At 58.0% G+C, this 16,945-nt stretch carries 17 protein-coding genes, 1 tRNA gene and 3 pseudogenes; 6 read left to right on the top strand and 15 right to left on the bottom strand.

What is annotated here, in order from left to right; genetic code table 11:
• Positions 1-822, top strand: a complete 822-nt coding sequence (locus GNG27_RS02760; RefSeq protein ID WP_142488055.1) for an alpha/beta fold hydrolase — start codon at positions 1-3, stop codon at positions 820-822.
• Positions 823-874: 52 nt separating this feature from the next.
• Here the strand turns inward: GNG27_RS02760 and GNG27_RS02755 are convergent, their stop codons facing one another.
• From GNG27_RS02755 to GNG27_RS02745, 3 genes are all read right to left on the bottom strand, one after another.
• A complete protein-coding gene (locus tag GNG27_RS02755) occupies positions 875-1,300 on the bottom strand; it encodes a FosA8 family fosfomycin resistance glutathione transferase (RefSeq protein WP_156262805.1) in 426 nt (141 codons plus the stop codon).
• Positions 1,301-1,460: 160 nt separating this feature from the next.
• On the bottom strand, positions 1,461-2,885 hold the full coding sequence (gene patD, locus GNG27_RS02750; RefSeq protein WP_156262804.1) for an aminobutyraldehyde dehydrogenase: 1,425 nt from the start codon (positions 2,883-2,885) through the stop codon (positions 1,461-1,463).
• A 32-nt stretch (positions 2,886-2,917) separates the two neighbouring features.
• Entirely contained in the window at positions 2,918-4,399 is a 1,482-nt protein-coding gene (locus tag GNG27_RS02745; protein ID WP_156262803.1) for an APC family permease, read from the bottom strand.
• 352 nt (positions 4,400-4,751) lie between these two features.
• Here GNG27_RS02745 and glaH point away from each other — a divergent pair, with 352 nt between their 5' ends.
• From glaH to csiR, 5 genes are read left to right on the top strand one after another with little or no spacing between them, the layout of a single operon-like run.
• On the top strand, positions 4,752-5,729 hold the full coding sequence (gene glaH, locus GNG27_RS02740) for a glutarate dioxygenase GlaH (protein WP_156262802.1): 978 nt from the start codon (positions 4,752-4,754) through the stop codon (positions 5,727-5,729).
• Positions 5,730-5,740: 11 nt separating this feature from the next.
• Entirely contained in the window at positions 5,741-7,009 is a 1,269-nt protein-coding gene (gene lhgO / locus GNG27_RS02735; protein ID WP_156262801.1) for an L-2-hydroxyglutarate oxidase, read from the top strand.
• Positions 7,010-7,032: 23 nt separating this feature from the next.
• The gene (gabD, locus tag GNG27_RS02730) at positions 7,033-8,481 is read left to right on the top strand and encodes an NADP-dependent succinate-semialdehyde dehydrogenase (protein ID WP_156262800.1); all 1,449 of its coding nucleotides are present in this window, start codon (positions 7,033-7,035) and stop codon (positions 8,479-8,481) included.
• A 17-nt stretch (positions 8,482-8,498) separates the two neighbouring features.
• On the top strand, positions 8,499-9,782 hold the full coding sequence (gene gabT / locus GNG27_RS02725) for a 4-aminobutyrate--2-oxoglutarate transaminase (protein ID WP_156262799.1): 1,284 nt from the start codon (positions 8,499-8,501) through the stop codon (positions 9,780-9,782).
• Positions 9,783-9,827: 45 nt separating this feature from the next.
• Entirely contained in the window at positions 9,828-10,511 is a 684-nt protein-coding gene (gene csiR / locus GNG27_RS02720; RefSeq protein ID WP_156262798.1) for a DNA-binding transcriptional regulator CsiR, read from the top strand.
• 178 nt (positions 10,512-10,689) lie between these two features.
• Here csiR and GNG27_RS02715 read toward each other — a convergent pair whose 3' ends face one another.
• The 12 genes and pseudogenes from GNG27_RS02715 to rraB form a co-directional block, all read right to left on the bottom strand.
• The gene (locus tag GNG27_RS02715; protein ID WP_156262797.1) at positions 10,690-10,998 is read right to left on the bottom strand and encodes a CcdB family protein; all 309 of its coding nucleotides are present in this window, start codon (positions 10,996-10,998) and stop codon (positions 10,690-10,692) included.
• Positions 10,998-11,231, bottom strand: coding sequence for a type II toxin-antitoxin system CcdA family antitoxin (locus GNG27_RS02710; RefSeq protein WP_156262796.1), 234 nt, complete (start codon positions 11,229-11,231; stop codon positions 10,998-11,000). Before GNG27_RS02710 ends, GNG27_RS02715 begins: the two co-directional genes overlap by 1 nt.
• Before the next feature lie 141 nt (positions 11,232-11,372).
• Positions 11,373-11,671, bottom strand: a pseudogene (locus GNG27_RS02705) (DUF1176 domain-containing protein); the annotation flags it as partial.
• A 309-nt stretch (positions 11,672-11,980) separates the two neighbouring features.
• Positions 11,981-12,154 carry a hypothetical protein gene (locus GNG27_RS02700; RefSeq protein WP_156262795.1) on the bottom strand — a complete coding sequence of 58 codons (174 nt, stop codon included), beginning with the start codon at positions 12,152-12,154 and terminating at the stop codon, positions 11,981-11,983.
• A gap of 8 nt (positions 12,155-12,162) precedes the next feature.
• Positions 12,163-12,501: a helix-turn-helix domain-containing protein gene (locus tag GNG27_RS02695; protein WP_156262794.1), complete on the bottom strand. Its 339-nt coding sequence runs from the start codon at positions 12,499-12,501 to the stop codon at positions 12,163-12,165.
• A gap of 105 nt (positions 12,502-12,606) precedes the next feature.
• Positions 12,607-13,568: pseudogene (locus GNG27_RS02690) on the bottom strand (IS3 family transposase); the annotation flags it as partial.
• Positions 13,569-13,577: 9 nt separating this feature from the next.
• Positions 13,578-14,275, bottom strand: a protein-coding gene (locus tag GNG27_RS02685) for an IS1-like element IS1B family transposase (RefSeq protein ID WP_095033700.1) whose coding sequence is annotated in 2 segments (ribosomal slippage) — positions 13,578-14,026 and positions 14,026-14,275 — 699 coding nt in all. Because the reading frame shifts where the segments join, the coding sequence is not laid out codon by codon here.
• 54 nt (positions 14,276-14,329) lie between these two features.
• Positions 14,330-14,437 (bottom strand): annotated as a pseudogene (locus GNG27_RS23845) (integrase); the annotation flags it as partial.
• Between the two features lie 200 nt (positions 14,438-14,637).
• Positions 14,638-14,722, bottom strand: a tRNA-Leu gene (locus GNG27_RS02675).
• Positions 14,723-14,826: 104 nt separating this feature from the next.
• On the bottom strand, positions 14,827-15,558 hold the full coding sequence (locus GNG27_RS02670; RefSeq protein WP_156262793.1) for a topoisomerase II: 732 nt from the start codon (positions 15,556-15,558) through the stop codon (positions 14,827-14,829).
• 34 nt (positions 15,559-15,592) lie between these two features.
• Complete coding sequence (gene miaE / locus GNG27_RS02665; protein WP_156262792.1) at positions 15,593-16,351, bottom strand: tRNA isopentenyl-2-thiomethyl-A-37 hydroxylase MiaE; 759 nt, start codon at positions 16,349-16,351, stop codon at positions 15,593-15,595.
• A gap of 45 nt (positions 16,352-16,396) precedes the next feature.
• A complete protein-coding gene (gene rraB / locus GNG27_RS02660) occupies positions 16,397-16,819 on the bottom strand; it encodes a ribonuclease E inhibitor RraB (RefSeq protein ID WP_142488030.1) in 423 nt (140 codons plus the stop codon).
• Positions 16,820-16,945 lie beyond the last annotated feature (126 nt).

The raw sequence follows: 16,945 nt of genomic DNA, 5'->3' as shown, positions 1-16,945 counted from the left end.
ATGGCGACGATTAAAGCGAAAGATGGCACTCAGATTTATTACAAAGACTGGGGTGCAGGTAAACCGGTGCTGTTCAGCCACGGCTGGCCGCTGGATGCCGACATGTGGGACAGCCAGCTTAACTATCTGGCTGAGCGCGGTTTCCGCGCCATCGCCTTCGACCGCCGCGGCTTTGGCCGTTCGGATCAGCCGTGGAATGGCTATGACTACGACACCTTTGCCTCCGACATCAACGACCTGATCACCGCGCTCGATCTGCGCGACGTGACCCTGGTGGGCTTCTCGATGGGCGGCGGCGACGTGAGCCGTTATATCGGCACTTACGGCACCGATCGCGTAGCCGGTCTGGCGCTGCTGGGTGCGGTGACGCCGATCTTTGGCAAATCCGACTCTTACCCGCAGGGCGTGGATCAGTCGGTGTTCGCCGGCATTCGTGACGGGCTGCTGAAAGATCGCGCCCAGTTCATCAGCGATTTCGCCACCCCGTTCTACGGCATCAACGCCGGGCAGAAAGTCTCTGAAGGCGCGCTGACCCAGACCCTGAACATCGCCCTGCTGGCCTCGCTGAAAGGGACTATTGACTGCGTGACCGCCTTTGCCGAAACCGACTTCCGTGCGGATATGGCGAAAGTCGACGTGCCGACGCTGGTGATCCACGGCAGCAACGACCAGATCGTACCGTTCGAAACCACCGGTAAAGTGGCGGCAGAGCTGATTAGCAAGGCGGAACTGAAGGTGTATGACAACGCGCCGCACGGCTTTGCGCTGACCCATCAGGACCAGCTGAATGAAGATCTGCTGACGTTTGTGAAGTCGCTGTAAGTTCAGCGCTTAATGCCGGGTGGCGCTACGCTTACCCGGCCTACTTTCCCTGTTAATCCTCATCCGACGTAAAAACCATTCCCGCGTAAGGTTTCTCCCGACACGCCGCCAGCCGCGCGGCCAGATCCCCCACGTGCAGTTCCAGCTTGTGCCCGTCCGGGTCGAGAAAGTAAAACGACTCCCCTTCGCTTTTGTTCTCCTTCCAGACGATAACACCTGCGTCCTGGAGCTTTTGCGTGAACGCTGCGAAGTGCTCTTGTGCGATGGAGAAGGCGTAATGGGTGTAGTCGCTGTTCTGCGGTAGGATGAATTTTCGGGTGCCATCATACGACAGACAGAGCCAGAGATTGCCGCAGGTGAGATAAGCTCCGGTGTGCCATTCGGCGTGCAGACGCAGGCCAAGAAGATCGCGCCAGAAGGTGATGCTGGCGGGCAGGTTGCTGACGGCGAGGGTCAGGTGGTTGAGGGAACTGAGCATGGGATCGGGTCCTGGACAGGGGTTAATGTTACCTCTTTAGCATGTTTATCGGTGCATAAACAGAAGCGAGCCTGTCAGAATTACCGCCGGGTGGCGCTGCGCTTACCCGGCCTACAAAACCTGTAGGCCCGTGCAAGCGGAGCGCCGCCGGGCAATGCCGTTAGTGCTTCACCATCACATGCCGTACCACGGTGTAATCCTCCAGCCCGTACATCGACATATCCTTGCCGTAACCGGACAGCTTCTGCCCGCCGTGTGGCATCTCGCTCACCAGCATAAAGTGAGTATTCACCCAGGTGCAGCCGTACTGAAGGCGGGCGCTCATGCGGTGCGCACGGCCCACGTCACGGGTCCAGACCGACGAGGCCAGGCCGTACTGTGAGTCGTTGGCCCACTCCAGCACCTGCTCTTCGTCGTCGAACATGCTGACGCTCACCACCGGGCCGAAGACCTCGCGCTGGATGATCTCGTCCTCCTGCTTTGCCCCGGCCAGCAGGGTCGGCTGATAGTAATATCCACCGCCGCCCGCCACGCTTCCGCCGGTCACCACGTGGATGTGCGGCAGGGCTTTGGCGCGTTCCACCGCCTCGCTGACGCGGGTCAGATGGGCGGCGGAGCTGACCGGCCCCAGCTCGGTGGTCTCATCCTCCGGGGCCCCCATTTTCAGGCTGGCGACGGCGACGCCCAGCTTTTCCACAAGCGCGTTATAAACCTCTTTCTGGGCATAGATACGACAGGCCGCAGTACAGTCCTGCCCGGCGTTGTAGAACCCGAAGGTGCGCACGCCTTCGACCACCGCGTCGATATCGGCGTCGTTAAAAACAATCACCGGCGCTTTGCCGCCCAGCTCCATATGGGTGCGCTTAATCGACGGCGCGGTGTGGGAAATAATGTGCTCCCCGGTGGCGATGGAGCCGGTCAGGGAGACCATCCGCACCTTGTCGTGGCCGGTCAGCGGGTCGCCCACGGTTTTACCCCGGCCAAACAGGACGTTAATCACCCCGGCCGGGAAGATATCTTTTGCCAGCTCGGCCAGCTTCAGGGCGGTCAGCGGGGTGATCTCCGACGGCTTAAGCACCACGCAGTTCCCGGCCGCCAGCGCCGGGCCGAGCTTCCACGCCGCCATCATCAGCGGGTAGTTCCAGGGGGCGATGGAGGCCACCACGCCCACCGGGTCGCGGCGGATCATCGAGGTGTGCCCTTCCATGTACTCCCCGGCGGCGAGGCCGTTCAGGCAGCGGGTGGCACCGGCGAAGAAGCGGAACACATCGACAATGGCCGGGATCTCGTCGTTCAGCACGCAGTGCAGCGGTTTGCCGCAGTTCAGCGACTCCAGTCTGGCGAAGGTGTCAGCGTTCTGCTCAATCACATCCGCCAGCTTCAGCAGGCACTCCGCGCGCGCTTTCGGCGTGGTCTGCCCCCACTGGCGGAAGGCGCGATCGGCGGCCTGCACCGCGGCGTCCACCTGCTCCGGGCTGGCTTCGGCAATCTCCAGCAGCACCTCGCCGGTGGCCGGGTTGTAGACGGGCTGCTTCTCACCTGAACCCGCAATCAGTTCGCCATTGATCAATAAGTTGTGTTGCATAGCCGACTCCATTGTTTTTATGTTTCGGGAAATTACAGAGGTTGTCCTGCGTTAAGCCGTTTTGCATGCTCAATCGCGTCATTTTCCGGCGCGTTTGAACGCCCGAACGGACGGGCCAGCGCCATGTAAATCAGACCGGAGATCACCACCACCGCCAGCCCCACCAGCACCGTCCAGCGGTCGATAAAGCTGGCGCTCTCGGCCGGTTGCGCCAGCAGCCAGATCCCGCACAGGCCGTAGGCCAGCGCCAGGATATTCACCAGCATGCCCCAGCCACCGACGCTCCACTCCCCGGCCGGTTTCCAGCCCTTCAGCCGCTGGCGCAGCGCCGCCAGCACCACCATCTGGAAGGAGATGTAGATGCCGATAACCGCAAAGGCGGTGATGCGCGCCAGGTTATCCGGCTGGAAGTAGACCCACACGCAGATCAGCACCGGCAGCAGGCAGCTGACGATCATCGCGTTATCCGGGACGCTGTTTTTCGACAGCTTCGACATCCAGGCGCTACCCGGCAGCATCTGATCGCGGGAGAAGGAGAAGATCAGGCGGCTTAAGGCGGCCTGCAGGGAGAGAATGCACGACAGCATGGCGATCACCGCAATGATGATAAACACCGTGGCGCCAGTCTCGCCGAGGGCTTCGTTGAGGATCGCCGGGATCGGATCGGCAATTTGGCCGTTAACGATATTCATCAGGTTCGGGGAGGCCAGCAGGTAGCCGAGGATCGAGACCATCGCCGAGAGGGCGCCAAACACGATGCTGAGGATCATCGCAAGCGGGATCTTTTTGCTCGGGTTTTTCACCTCTTCCGCCACGTTGCCGCAGGCTTCAAAGCCGAAGAACATAAACAGGCCGATCAGCGCCGCCGCCATAAACGCCGGCTGGTAGCTGCCGTCTTTGGCGATCACCCCCATCGAGTCGAAGACCACCGAGAAGGGCTGCGCGCGATGGAACAGCAGCAGATAAATCCCCAGCGCAATCACGCTGACAATTTCACACCAGAAGCCAATCCGGGCGACCCGGGCGAGGTTTTTGGTCCCCGACATGTTGATGGCCATCATCATCAGCAGCAGCACCACCGAGGTGATCAGCATGTTGCCGGCCGAAGTTTCAAAGCCAAACAGCGACCCGACGAAGGTGGCGGTGTACTCCGCCACCGAGGTGATGGTCACCACCAGCGCCCAGAGGTAGATCCAGGCGGCGATCCACGCATATTTCCGGCCCCACAGGCGACGCGCCCAGGGATAGAGACCGCCGGTAATCGGATACTGCGACGCCACTTCGCCAAACACCAGCGCCACCAGCAGCTGTCCGCAGGCCACGATCGGGATCCACCAGATGGCCGGCGGCCCCGCCAGCGTCACAGCCAGCGCAAACAGGGAGTAGACAGCCGTCAGCGGCGAGAGGTAGGTGAACCCGAGCGAGAAGTTAGAGATAAGGCCGATGGAGCGGTGAAATTGCTGTGTATTATCGCTATGAATTGCTTCACTTTTCTTGCCAGAAGTCTGTTCCATACGTTTATTCTCTGTGATGGGGTTGAGTCGCAGGTAACACGAATCAAGGTATAGAAGAGCGCCTCAAGGCCGTACAGCGTCGCCCTCGCGATTTGTTAAGATTTGTATGGATATGTCACGTTTTTGTTAAGGATAACCCGTATTTTTCGTGAGCCGCATCACGTCAGTTCTGCGAGATCGCGACCTGAGTCCCTCTTTTCCCGGCCATTTCCCCTGTTTTTCACGCTTTCATCACAAAATTCAAACAATCAGCACTGAACAGGCCCATTTCGCCAAAACGTAGATATTTTTAATTTATGGCTACGAAATGTACTGCCCTGTCTCCTGAAACTTTCTGAGAGGATTGATTCTGATGAATGCACTTACCGCCGTAAAACAGCCCGACGAGGCGTTGTCCCGGACCATCACCGGTTTCAGCATCACCACATCCGTGCAGTCTCCGCGCTTGCTGGAGCTGACGTTCTCAGCGGAGGTCACGCAGCAGTTCCTGCGGGAGGTGGAGCAGTGGCCCATTCAGGCCCTGGAGTACAAATCGTTCCTGCGCTTTCGGGTGGCGAAGATCCTCGATGATCTGTGCGGCAACCAGCTCCAGCCCCTGCTGCTGAACACCCTGCTCAGCCGTGACCAGGGCGCGCTGTTAATCGACGCCGAGGGGGTGGATAACGTCGCCCAGGCCGACGAGATGGTGAAGATCGCCACCGCCGTCGCGCACCTGATTGGACGCTCCAATTACGACGCCATGAGCGGCCAGTACTACGCCCGCTTTACGGTGAAAAACGTCGATAATTCCGACAGCTATCTCCGCCAGCCCCACCGCGTGCTGGAGCTGCACAACGACGGCACCTTCGTCGACGAAGTGACCGACTACGTGCTGATGATGAAGATCGACGAGCAGAATATGCAGGGCGGCAACTCCCTGCTGCTGCATCTCGACGACTGGGAGTCGCTGGATACCTTCTTCAGCCATCCGCTGGCCCGTCGCCCGCTGCGCTGGACCGCGCCGCCGAGCAAAAACGTGGCCGCAGATGTGTTCCACCCGGTGTTTGACGTCGACCAGCAGGGCCGCCCGGTGATGCGCTATATCGACCAGTTCGTCCAGCCGAAAGATTTTGAAGAGGGCGTCTGGCTGAGCGAACTTTCTGACGCGCTGGAGGGCAGCAAAAACATCGTCTCCATTCCGGTACCGGTGGGTAAATTCCTGCTGATCAACAATATGTTCTGGCTGCACGGTCGGGATCGCTTCACCCCGCACCCGGATCTGCGTCGGGAACTGATGCGCCAGCGCGGGTATATCAGCTACGCCACCAGCCACTATCAGACTCATCAGTAGGAATTGAGCGGATGTATGACTTCGTGATTATCGGCGGCGGCATTATCGGCATGTCGACCGCCATGCAGCTGATTGAACTCTACCCGGACGCCCGCATCGCCCTGCTGGAGAAGGAGGCGGGCCCCGCCTGCCACCAGACCGGGCACAATAGCGGGGTGATCCACGCTGGGGTCTATTACACCCCCGGCAGCCTGAAGGCGCAGTTCTGCCTGGCGGGCAACCGGGCGACCAAAGCCTTCTGCGATCAACACAACATCCGCTACGACACCTGCGGCAAGATGCTGGTAGCCACTTCTCCGCTGGAGATGGAGCGCATGCGGGCCCTGTGGGACCGCACCGCCGCCAACGGCATCGAGCGCGAATGGCTCAGCGCCGCCGAACTGCGCGAGCGCGAGCCCAACATCACCGGGCTGGGCGGGATTTTTGTCCCCTCCAGCGGGATCGTCAGCTATCGCGAGGTGGCGGCGGCGATGGCAAGCCGCTTCCAGGCGAAGGGCGGAGAAGTGATTTATCGCGCCGAGGTCAGCGCCCTGAAAGAGCACGCCGACCGGGTGGTGATCCACACCCACGACGGACGCGATTTTGCAGCCACCACATTAATCAGCTGCTCCGGGCTGATGGCCGACCGGCTGGTGAAGATGCTCGGCATCGACCCCGGGTTTATCATCTGCCCGTTCCGCGGGGAGTATTTCCGCCTCGCGCCGGAGCACAATCAGATCGTTAACCACCTTATCTACCCGATTCCCGACCCGGCGATGCCCTTTCTCGGGGTGCATCTCACCCGAATGATCGACGGCAGCGTGACGGTGGGGCCGAACGCGGTGCTGGCCTTTAAGCGCGAGGGCTACCGTAAGGGCGATTTCTCCCTGTCCGACATGCTGGAAATTATTGGCTCGACGGGCATCCGGCGGGTGTTGCAGAACAACCTGCGCTCGGGCCTGGGCGAGATGAAAAATTCGCTGTGCAAAAGCGGCTATCTGAAGCTGGTGCAGAAGTACTGCCCGGGGCTGACGGTGAAAGATCTGCACCCCTGGCCCGCGGGTGTGAGGGCGCAGGCAGTTTCGCCAGAAGGTAAGCTGATCGACGACTTTTTATTTGTCACCACGCCGCGCACCATCCATACCTGTAATGCCCCCTCCCCGGCGGCGACCTCGGCGATCCCCATCGGGGCGCATATTGTGAGCAAGGTTCAGACCCTGCTCGCCAGCCAGCACAACCCCGGGCGTTCACTGCGGGCTGCCGGTAGTGTGGAGACCTTACATGCCGCGTTTACCCGTTAATCATTCTGAGACAGGAAGCCATCATGCAACTCAACGATCCCAGCTTATTCCGCCAGCAGGCTTATATAGAAGGAGAGTGGTGCGACGCCCACAGTGGTGAGACCCTCGCCGTGACCAACCCGGCGAACGGCCAGACTCTGGGCAGCGTGCCGAAAATGGGTGCCGACGAGACCCGCGAGGCGATTGAGGCGGCGAACCGCGCCCTGCCCGCCTGGCGAGCCCTCACTGCCAAAGAGCGCGCCAACATTCTGCGCCGCTGGTTCGATTTGATGATGGCGAACCAGGACGATCTGGCTCAACTGATGACCCTCGAGCAGGGCAAACCCCTGGCGGAAGCGAAAGGCGAGATTAGCTATGCCGCCTCTTTTATCGAGTGGTTCGCCGAAGAGGGGAAACGCGTCTACGGGGATACCATTCCGGGCCATCAGGCGGACAAGCGGCTGATCGTGATTAAGCAGCCGATTGGCGTGACCGCCGCCATCACTCCGTGGAACTTCCCGGCGGCGATGATCACCCGCAAGGCGGGTCCGGCCCTGGCGGCAGGCTGCACCATGGTCCTCAAACCCGCCAGCCAGACCCCCTACTCCGCGCTGGCGCTGGCCGAACTGGCGCAACGCGCCGGGATCCCGGCAGGGGTGTTTAACGTGGTGACCGGTTCGGCGTCCGACATCGGCAACGAGCTGACCAGCAACCCGCTGGTGCGCAAGCTCTCCTTTACCGGCTCGACCGGGATAGGCCGCCAGCTGATGGCCCAGTGCGCGAAGGACATCAAAAAAGTGTCGCTGGAGCTGGGGGGCAATGCGCCCTTTATTGTCTTTGACGATGCCGACCTCGATAAGGCCGTGGAAGGGGCGCTGGCCTCGAAGTTCCGCAACGCCGGGCAGACCTGCGTCTGCGCCAACCGCCTGTACGTGCAGGACGGCGTCTACGATCGCTTTGCCGAAAAACTCCAGCAGGCGGTGGAGAAGATGCAGATTGGCGACGGCCTGACCCAGGGCGTCACCATCGGGCCGCTGATCGACAGCAAAGCGGTGGATAAGGTCGAAGAACACATTGCCGACGCGGTGGAGAAAGGCGCGCGGATTATTACCGGCGGATCGCCGCATAAACTCGGCGGCAACTTCTTCCAACCGACTATTCTGGTAGATGTACCCGGTGACGCCAAAGTGGCCAAAGAGGAGACCTTCGGCCCGCTGGCGCCGCTGTTCGGCTTCAAGGATGAAGCCGACGTGATCCAGATGGCTAACGACACCGAGTTCGGCCTTGCCGCCTACTTCTATGCCCGCGATTTGAGCCGCGTGTTCCGCGTCGGCGAGGCGCTGGAGTACGGCATCGTCGGGATCAACACCGGGATTATCTCCAACGAAGTGGCCCCGTTCGGCGGCATTAAAGCCTCCGGCCTGGGTCGGGAAGGTTCCAAATACGGCATCGAAGATTACTTAGAAATCAAATATATGTGCATCGGCCTTTAATCTTTCAGGAGATTTAAATGAGCAGCAATAAAGAGTTAATGCAGCGTCGCAGCAATGCCATTCCCCGTGGCGTGGGTCAGATCCACCCGATTTTTGCCGCCCGGGCCGAGAACTGCCGGGTGTGGGATGTCGAAGGCCGAGAGTATCTTGATTTCGCCGGGGGGATTGCGGTGCTGAACACCGGGCATCTGCATCCGGAAGTGGTCAGCGCCGTGGAAGAGCAGCTGAAAAAGCTGTCGCACACCTGCTTTCAGGTGCTGGCCTATGAACCCTATCTGGAGCTTTGCGAAACCCTGAACCAGAAAGTGCCGGGCGATTTCCCGAAAAAGACCCTGCTGGTGACCACCGGCTCCGAAGCGGTGGAGAACGCGGTGAAAATTGCCCGCGCGGCGACAAAGCGCAACGGCACCATCGCCTTTACCGGGGCCTATCATGGCCGTACCCACTACACCCTCTCCCTGACCGGGAAAGTGAACCCTTACTCAGCGGGCATGGGGCTGATGCCGGGCCACGTCTATCGCGCGCTTTATCCCTGCGCCCTGCACGGCATCAGCGATGACGACGCCATCGCCAGCATCCATCGCATCTTCAAGAACGATGCCGCCCCGGAAGATATCGCCGCCATCGTGATCGAACCCGTGCAGGGTGAAGGCGGATTCTATGCCACCTCCCCCGCCTTTATGCAGCGCCTGCGCGACCTGTGCGACGAGCACGGCATCATGCTGATCGCCGATGAAGTGCAGAGCGGCGCGGGCCGCACCGGCACCTTCTTCGCCATGGAGCAGATGGGCGTGGCGGCGGATATCACCACCTTCGCCAAGTCCATCGCCGGCGGCTTCCCGCTGGCGGGCGTCACCGGACGCGCCGAGGTGATGGACGCCATCGCCCCGGGCGGACTGGGCGGCACCTACGCCGGGAGCCCAATCGCCTGCGCCGCCGCGCTGGCGGTAATCAAGGTCTTCGAGCAGGAGGATCTGCTGGGCAAAGCCAACAAGCTGGGTAACACCCTGCGCGAAGGTCTGCTGGCTATCGCCGAAAAACACCCTGAGATCGGCGACGTTCGCGGCCTGGGGGCGATGATCGCTATCGAGCTGTTTGAAGAGGGCGACCACCATAAACCGAACGCCGCGCTGACGGCGCAGATTGTGGCCCGGGCGCGGGACAAAGGGCTGATCCTGCTCTCCTGTGGCCCGTACCATAACGTGTTGCGCATCCTGGTGCCGCTGACCGTGGAAGAGGCGCAGCTTCAGCAAGGGCTGGCGATTATCGCCGAATGTTTTGACGAGGCGAAGCAGGGTTAATTTTTACGCCCGGTGCAGGCCGGGCCGTATTCAAGGAGCACGACCATGACCATCATTTCCCAGGCAACGGCCATCGACGGCTACCGCTGGCTGAAGAACGACATTATCCGCGGGGTGTATCACCCGGATGAGAAGCTGCGGATGAGCCTGCTGACCTCCCGGTATGAACTGGGCGTCGGCCCGCTGCGCGAAGCGCTCTCGCAGCTGGTTGCCGAGGGGCTGGTCACGGTCATTAACCAGAAGGGCTACCGGGTGGCACCCATGTCCGAACAGGAGCTGCTCGATATCTTTGACGCACGCGCCAATATGGAGGCGATGCTGGTGCGCCTTGCGATAGAGCGCGGCGGCGAAGAGTGGGAAGCCGACCTCCTCGCCCGGATGCATCTACTGAACAAGCTGGAATCCCGCGATGCCAGCGAGACGATGCTGGACGAGTGGGACCAGCGCCATCAGGCGTTTCATACGGCGATGGTGGTTGGGTGTGGGTCGCGGTATTTAATGCAGATGCGGGAGAGATTGTTCGATTTGGCGGCGCGGTATCGGTATGTGTGGCTGCGGAAGACGGTTTTGTCTGTTGCGATGTTAGAAGAGAAGCATGTGGAACATCAGAGGCTGATGGATGCAGTGCTGGCACGGGATGCGGATAAGGCGGGGGAGCTGATGTATCAGCATTTGTTGACGCCGATTCCGATAATTAGGGGGGCGATGGGGGTGGGTTTGGGAACCTGAAAAGTTAAATGCATTTTTTAAGGTACCTCACAGGGTAAAGCTGACGTTCTGGCCGAGTTTTGCCGGTTGTGTTGTGGCCTAAGGGCTCGATGTGGTCTCTTTGCTCTCCACCAGCCAGCGCTTCGCTCGTTTTCGCCAGCCTCCACACCTTGTTCGTTATCGCCCATCCCGCAGCTCGTTAGAAGCCATCAAACAGAAAGTCGATGGAGTCTTTGATCGTCTGCCTGTAGTGGGCCACGTCGGCAACTTTTTCACCCAGCCCGGAGTTTGGCACCGACGCCATATCCACTGTAACAGCCGTATATTCCGTTCCATTGATATACAGCGTAAAGATCAGGCGCTTAGGAAGCGTCATGCCCCCAAAGTTATCCGCTTCCGTGAGCGGGACCACCATACGCCGGTCGAGATCCCCGATAATGTTACTCTGAACATCCAGCAACAGCGGGTAGTTTCCACCGGCGCGGTTCCTGTAAACGCAATACTGCATTAAAACCTCCGCACCTGGTCAGAGAAACTGCCGTTCTCTTCGAGGAAACGGTTCAGAGCCTGAATGCCTTCCCGGTTCTCTTCTTTCCAGCGTTCTCCCTGCAGGCGCTTTTGCTCTTCAAGCAGTGCATTGTTCAAGATCGCGGACATGTTAGCCCCGGATTGTTTCACTTCATCATAAAGAGCCGGATCCACGGTCAGGGTGACGGCTCTCTTTAGTGCTGTACGAGTCATGATATTTAACCTCATATGTATAATGGTACATATCCATTATGGCTGGTTCGCCAGTGAAAGCAATCTGCCTTTAGGCACAACCTTCCCACTAGATAATCGGGAAGGCCGTATCAGAACGCGAGGAGGAATGACTAAGGGACGCTATTTTTGCTTACCTGCGGGCTTAACATCCGCCACCCAGGTGGGTAAATTCCAGATACCCCCGAGGTGCAAATTACGGCACATCCCGGTCGTGGCCTGGATACTTTTTCGGAATGCCTCACTATCCCAAACCCAGCTTGCCATCGCCCAGCAATCCCCGATGCCACGTCCTTTCTGGCTCATAGAAATAACACCCTCGCCATAAGCAGAGCCGGATTCCGTAATCAGAACCGGTTTCTCTTCAAGCTTGCTGTCAACAACCAATAACCGTACCCCTCGTTATAGGCTGCTCGCCAACAATAGAAAACGCGAATCAACGCAGCTCCATGATCGCTTCCGGAACCCCTTCAAATATGAACGGATTGAGGAACGCTCGTCCCCACAAAAACCTGCGATCCACTTCACTTAATGAAGCCTCACCACATATCGTTTCCCAGTTCTCGTGAACCGACCTGATACAGTGTGTGATGAGTTCAATAGCGTCCTGCTCACTCAGCATAAATTTGGCCGACGCCGACAGACAAACCGCCAGATTGCTCAGTCGATTTTCACCGCTAATCAGCATTGCCTGAGTTGCTTCATTACCAGAACGACCCTGGGGGCAAATATCATAAGCTGGCGAGCTGGAAGTCGAGCCAGTCAATTCTCTCTGAGCCAGATTCAAGCAAATAAGTCAGCTCATCCAGGCTGTCCGGATCGGCATCCCTTCCCTGAGCGCCCATCACCTGTTCAGAATCACCCGGCGTCCCCAGGCCACCAGACCCACACGTATGCCCGGTCATGACGGTTATCAGAAGTCATCATTTATCACCTTCCTTGAACGATGTACTGAACGCGGCATCAGCGATAAGGTTTTCTCTGCATTAGCGGTATGTAATGCCATTAATGCCGGGTCAGGGGTAAAAAGTGGAACGCCTAAAATGGTTGCCAGTTCGAATACCGCGCCAATTGCACACCCCATGTCCCCTTCTTCAGCACGATAAACTAATCCCCGCGATACCCCGGCACGTTCAGCCAGCTCTTCAACGGTGAGTTGCCGTTCAATACGCGCAGTACGAAGCATTAACCCCAGCAGTCGTGCAGCTTCGCGGCTATGGCGGGAGTAAGTTCGGGTAGAGGGTTTTGCCATCACAGGCCTCTTTGTTCCATTAACAGGTCATTTGAGGTAATTATAATCCGTTTATGGAACAATAAAACTCCTTCGCTTTAGCGATACTGAATCGCCACGGATAATCTAGACACTTCCTAGCCGTTGATAATACTGGTTTTCATATTCTGTCGGTGACATCTGATCGCTGGAACCATGCCGACGCTTACTGTTATAAAACATTTCGATGTAATCAAAAATATCGCTGCGGGCTTCTTCCCGCGTTCCGTAGATCTTTTTCTTTATCCGTTCGCGTTTCAACAACTGGAAAAAGCTTTCTGCAACCGCATTATCATGGCAGTTACCGCGACGGCTCATGCTGCCCTCCAGGCCGTGTGATTTCAGGAACGACTGCCACTCATGGCTTGTGTACTGACTGCCCTGATCCGAATGAACCAGCACCTGTTTTTGGGGATTACGGCGCCATACAGCCATCAGCAGTGCGTTCAGGACAATGTCCTTTGTCATCCGGGATTGCATGGACCAGCCGATAATTTTGCGTGAGAACAGATCAACAACCACGGCAAGATACAGCCAGCCTTCGTGGGTCCTGATGTAGGTTATGTCCGTTACCCAACGCTTATCCGGAGCATCCGGATTGAACTGTCGCTGGAGCCTGTTGGGCGACACGATACTGGCCTCGCCTTTACGTGCCCGCGGGCTCCGGTATCCGACCTGAGCCTTTATCCCGACACGTTTCATCAGTCGCCAGACTCTGTTCACTCCGCACTGTTGCCCGCTGTCCCGCAGATCCAGATGGATTTTGCGATAACCATAGACGCATCCCGATTCCAGCCAGAACTGTTTAATCTGTCCTGTCAGTCTCAGGTCTGCCTGATGGCGTTGTGAATGCGGCTGCTGAAGCCAGGCGTAAAAACCACTGGGATGAACATCCAGCACCCGACAGAGCAGGCGAACAGGCCAGCAACAGGTGTTGTCACGGATAAAGGCGTACCTCAGTCGGACAGCTTTGCGAAGTACGCCGCGGCTTTTTTTAATATGTCCCGTTCGTCGGTAACCCGCTTCAGCTCTTTCTGGAGACGGGTAATGACTCCAACTTATTGATAGTGTTTTATGTTCAGATAATGCCCGATGACTTTGTCATGCAGCTCCACCGATTTTGAGAACGACAGCGACTTCCGTCCCAGCCGTGCCAGGTGCTGCCTCAGATTCAGGTTATGCCGCTCAATTCGCTGCGTATATCGCTTGCTGATTACGTGCAGCTTTCCCTTCAGGCGGGATTCATACAGCGGCCAGCCATCCGTCATCCATATCACCACGTCAAAGGGTGACAGCAGGCTCATAAGACGCCCCAGCGTCGCCATAGTGCGTTCACCGAATACGTGCGCAACAACCGTCTTCCGGAGCCTGTCATACGCGTAAAACAGCCAGCGCTGGCGCGATTTAGCCCCGACGTATCCCCACTGTTCGTCCATTTCCGCGCAGACGATGACGTCACTGCCCGGCTGTATGCGCGAGGTTACCGACTGCGGCCTGAGTTTTTTAAATGGCGGAAAATCGTGTTGAGGCCAACGCCCATAATGCGGGCGGTTGCCCGGCATCCAACGCCATTCATGGCCATATCAATGATTTTCTGGTGCGTACCGGGTTGAGAAGCGGTGTAAGTGAACTGCAGTTGCCATGTTTTACGGCAGTGAGAGCAGAGATAGCGCTGATGTCCGGCGGTGCTTTTGCCGTTACGCACCACCCCGTCAGTAGCTGAACAGGAGGGACAGCTGATAGAAACAGAAGCCACTGGAGCACCTCAAAAACACCATCATACACTAAATCAGTAAGTTGGCAGCATCACCTTTGAGCCGTTAGGCTTTACAAGTAAGGACATGCCGTCGCCGTCAACAAGTGAATACTCTTTCTCCTCAGGTTTAGCAGAACGAACTTTAGTATCCGTTAGGGCCATAATGGTCCTCCTTCCATTGGTATATCGTGAGTATACAAGCAATATCGAATCGACAAATATACTCATTAGTATACTCACAAGCTTATTGATGTGGGTTGAGTTAGGTTGACTTCAGTTGAGGGAAAAAGCGGGAAAAGCCTTGTGTGGCGCGGATTTTGGACATAAAAAAAGACGTCTATTGACGTCTATTTATATAATTTTGGTGCCGAAGGCCGGACTCGAACCGGCACGTATTTCTACGGTTGATTTTGAATCAACTGCGTCTACCGATTTCGCCACTTCGGCACTGAAGGGGATGCGGAAACGTTGTGGATTATACCTGTCGCGCGCCGCCATGCAAGCGGCGACGCGCTAAACCGCGCTAAGTGCCCAAAAAACCAGCGCCCCCCTCAATCCAGTTCCATCACCGCCAGCCGAATCACCCTCGCCGCCTTCTGCTCCGGCAGCGCAAGCACCTTCGCCCACATCGCCTGCACCAACTCGCAGGTGAGCTTCTCTTTGCCTACCGCGTTCTCCGGCATCACCAGCAGCTGGATCGCCACCCCGTACTGGCTGGCGAGGGACTGCATAATCGGCCGCACATCCTCCACGGCGGCGGCATGTTCCTCCGGACTAACGGTATGGCGGTTTTTCCCCCAGCCCGCGCGCATCATCTCGGCGTCGGCCTGCAGGCGGCGCTGCATCATATTTTTATCCAGCACACGCATCGGGTTGATGCCGCCCTTCACGGCCGGGAATAAGAAGCGGAAACAGGCATCGTCACTCACCTTCTGAATGGCGGCGGTCTGCTCCATGTTGATCGTCATCCAGGCCACCGCATTCGCGTCGGGGGCATATTGCAGGCGCGACATCTGTAGCTCGAGGATCTGCGGCTGGACCACGTCGATGATCTCCTGCTCAGACTCCCCCGCTTTCTGCATGGTGAGGATCTGCTCGCGGATGCGTGCCACAAATCGGGGGTCCTGCTCTCTCAGCACCTGCCAGGAGGGCATGGCGTTAAGGACGGTATCAAGTCGATGTTCGGGGGTGTTTTGCTGACGCTGCTTGTCGTAATAAACCCAGAAGGCTACTGCTGCGGAGATAACCGCTACCACTGCTATACGAGTCCACGCTCTTCTCATCGTTACGCATCCTTGATCCTTTAGCTATGCCGGTTTACACCGGCACGCCGCTATGGAAGCGAAACTCGTTGTCCGGTGATGAGATCAGTGTGGCTTCAATTTCACCAAAAAGCTGTATGCGGGGAGAGATATCCTCGTCGCTCACCTGTTGGGCAAGCGTCAGATAGTCCTGATAATGCCGCGCCTCAGAGCGCAGCAGCGACAGGTAAAACTTCTGCAAATCCTCGTCGAGGAACGGGGCCAGGGCGGCGAAGCGTTCGCAGGAGCGCGCTTCGATATAGGCCCCGCAGATCAGCTTGTCGATCAGCGTCAGCGGCTCGTGGGTGCGCACGGTTTTCAGCATCCCTTTGGCGTAGCGGCTGGCGGTGATTTTGACGTAGGGGATGTTGCGGGTCAGCATCGCCTCGCGCACCTGCCAGAAATGGTGCAGCTCCTCTTTAATCAGCAGCACCATGCTGTCGATGAGCGCCTGGCCCCAGGGGTCGTCGGTCTTCGGCATCACGCTTTTGCCAATCTGCTTATGCAGGGCGACGAAATCCGGTTCCGGGCCTTCGCGGAAGGTAAAGGCTTCGTAGGGCTTTAGCCACTCGAGCAGCGCGTCGGCACCGCTCTCGTCGGCAACGTATTTGCGCACTAATAACAGCGCGGTCTGGGCGGCTTTGAGTTCGCACACCATATGGTCGGTGAGCAGCAGCGGCAGGTTAGCCGGGTCGCGGGCTTTATCAATCCACGCTTGCGGGGTCGGGCACTGGAGGAAGTTGAGAACAGGGGCGAGTATCTGCGGGTAATCCATCATTGAACCTTGCAAAGCGGCAGCCGAAGCTGCCGCAAATCATACTTAGTGACGCACGCCGTCGTCGTCTTCATCAAAATCTTCGTCGTCTTCGTCGTCACCCTCTTCGCCGTTCGGATCTTCGAAGTAGGTGCCCCAGCCGTCGTATTCCACTTCAAAACGTTCGGCCAGGTCCATCAGCTGTTCAACCTGGGCGTCGATCAGCTCGGCCTTCAGCGCGCCTTCGCTCAGGATGTCGCAGCAGATGACGGTGTCGCCCTCTTCCACTTCCAGCTCTTCTGGCTCCGTCACTTCGTAACCCAGACGGAAGGCTTCAACCGCCAGCTTTTCCAGCGCTTCGAAATCATCCGCAGAGAAATGGTGCTCGATGGTGTACAGCGCATCCGGATCGCTGCCGTCTTCCAGCAGTTCTTCAATAATCAGTCGCGTCTCTTCGCGCTGTTCTTCCAGCAGTTCTGGGTTTGCCATGGCTCGTTCCTCTTTAAAGTGCGGCAGATACTTCTATTTTCACACACGGATGTGTTTGCCTCCACCTTTGTAAGAAAGATTTGTGAATCGGGGTTGCAAGTGAATATTGATACAGATAAAGTGAAT

The organism is Leclercia sp. 119287 (genome assembly GCF_009734485.1).
Taxonomy (GTDB): domain Bacteria; phylum Pseudomonadota; class Gammaproteobacteria; order Enterobacterales; family Enterobacteriaceae; genus Enterobacter; species Enterobacter adecarboxylatus_C.
Note: the sequence above shows the minus strand (reverse complement) of the source record. Positions and strands in the feature narration are given on the sequence as shown.

What these genes read in the sequence shown, in the direction of transcription:
- GNG27_RS02760 (WP_142488055.1), top strand. Translation starts at nt 1, where the DNA reads ATGGCGACGATTAAAGCGAAAGATGGCACTCAGATTTATTACAAAGAC.
- GNG27_RS02755 (WP_156262805.1), bottom strand. Translation starts at nt 1,300, where the DNA reads ATGCTCAGTTCCCTCAACCACCTGACCCTCGCCGTCAGCAACCTGCCC.
- patD (WP_156262804.1), bottom strand. Translation starts at nt 2,885, where the DNA reads ATGCAACACAACTTATTGATCAATGGCGAACTGATTGCGGGTTCAGGT.
- GNG27_RS02745 (WP_156262803.1), bottom strand. Translation starts at nt 4,399, where the DNA reads ATGGAACAGACTTCTGGCAAGAAAAGTGAAGCAATTCATAGCGATAAT.
- glaH (WP_156262802.1), top strand. Translation starts at nt 4,752, where the DNA reads ATGAATGCACTTACCGCCGTAAAACAGCCCGACGAGGCGTTGTCCCGG.
- lhgO (WP_156262801.1), top strand. Translation starts at nt 5,741, where the DNA reads ATGTATGACTTCGTGATTATCGGCGGCGGCATTATCGGCATGTCGACC.
- gabD (WP_156262800.1), top strand. Translation starts at nt 7,033, where the DNA reads ATGCAACTCAACGATCCCAGCTTATTCCGCCAGCAGGCTTATATAGAA.
- gabT (WP_156262799.1), top strand. Translation starts at nt 8,499, where the DNA reads ATGAGCAGCAATAAAGAGTTAATGCAGCGTCGCAGCAATGCCATTCCC.
- csiR (WP_156262798.1), top strand. Translation starts at nt 9,828, where the DNA reads ATGACCATCATTTCCCAGGCAACGGCCATCGACGGCTACCGCTGGCTG.
- GNG27_RS02715 (WP_156262797.1), bottom strand. Translation starts at nt 10,998, where the DNA reads ATGCAGTATTGCGTTTACAGGAACCGCGCCGGTGGAAACTACCCGCTG.
- GNG27_RS02710 (WP_156262796.1), bottom strand. Translation starts at nt 11,231, where the DNA reads ATGACTCGTACAGCACTAAAGAGAGCCGTCACCCTGACCGTGGATCCG.
- GNG27_RS02700 (WP_156262795.1), bottom strand. Translation starts at nt 12,154, where the DNA reads ATGACCGGGCATACGTGTGGGTCTGGTGGCCTGGGGACGCCGGGTGAT.
- GNG27_RS02695 (WP_156262794.1), bottom strand. Translation starts at nt 12,501, where the DNA reads ATGGCAAAACCCTCTACCCGAACTTACTCCCGCCATAGCCGCGAAGCT.
- GNG27_RS02670 (WP_156262793.1), bottom strand. Translation starts at nt 15,558, where the DNA reads ATGAGAAGAGCGTGGACTCGTATAGCAGTGGTAGCGGTTATCTCCGCA.
- miaE (WP_156262792.1), bottom strand. Translation starts at nt 16,351, where the DNA reads ATGGATTACCCGCAGATACTCGCCCCTGTTCTCAACTTCCTCCAGTGC.
- rraB (WP_142488030.1), bottom strand. Translation starts at nt 16,819, where the DNA reads ATGGCAAACCCAGAACTGCTGGAAGAACAGCGCGAAGAGACGCGACTG.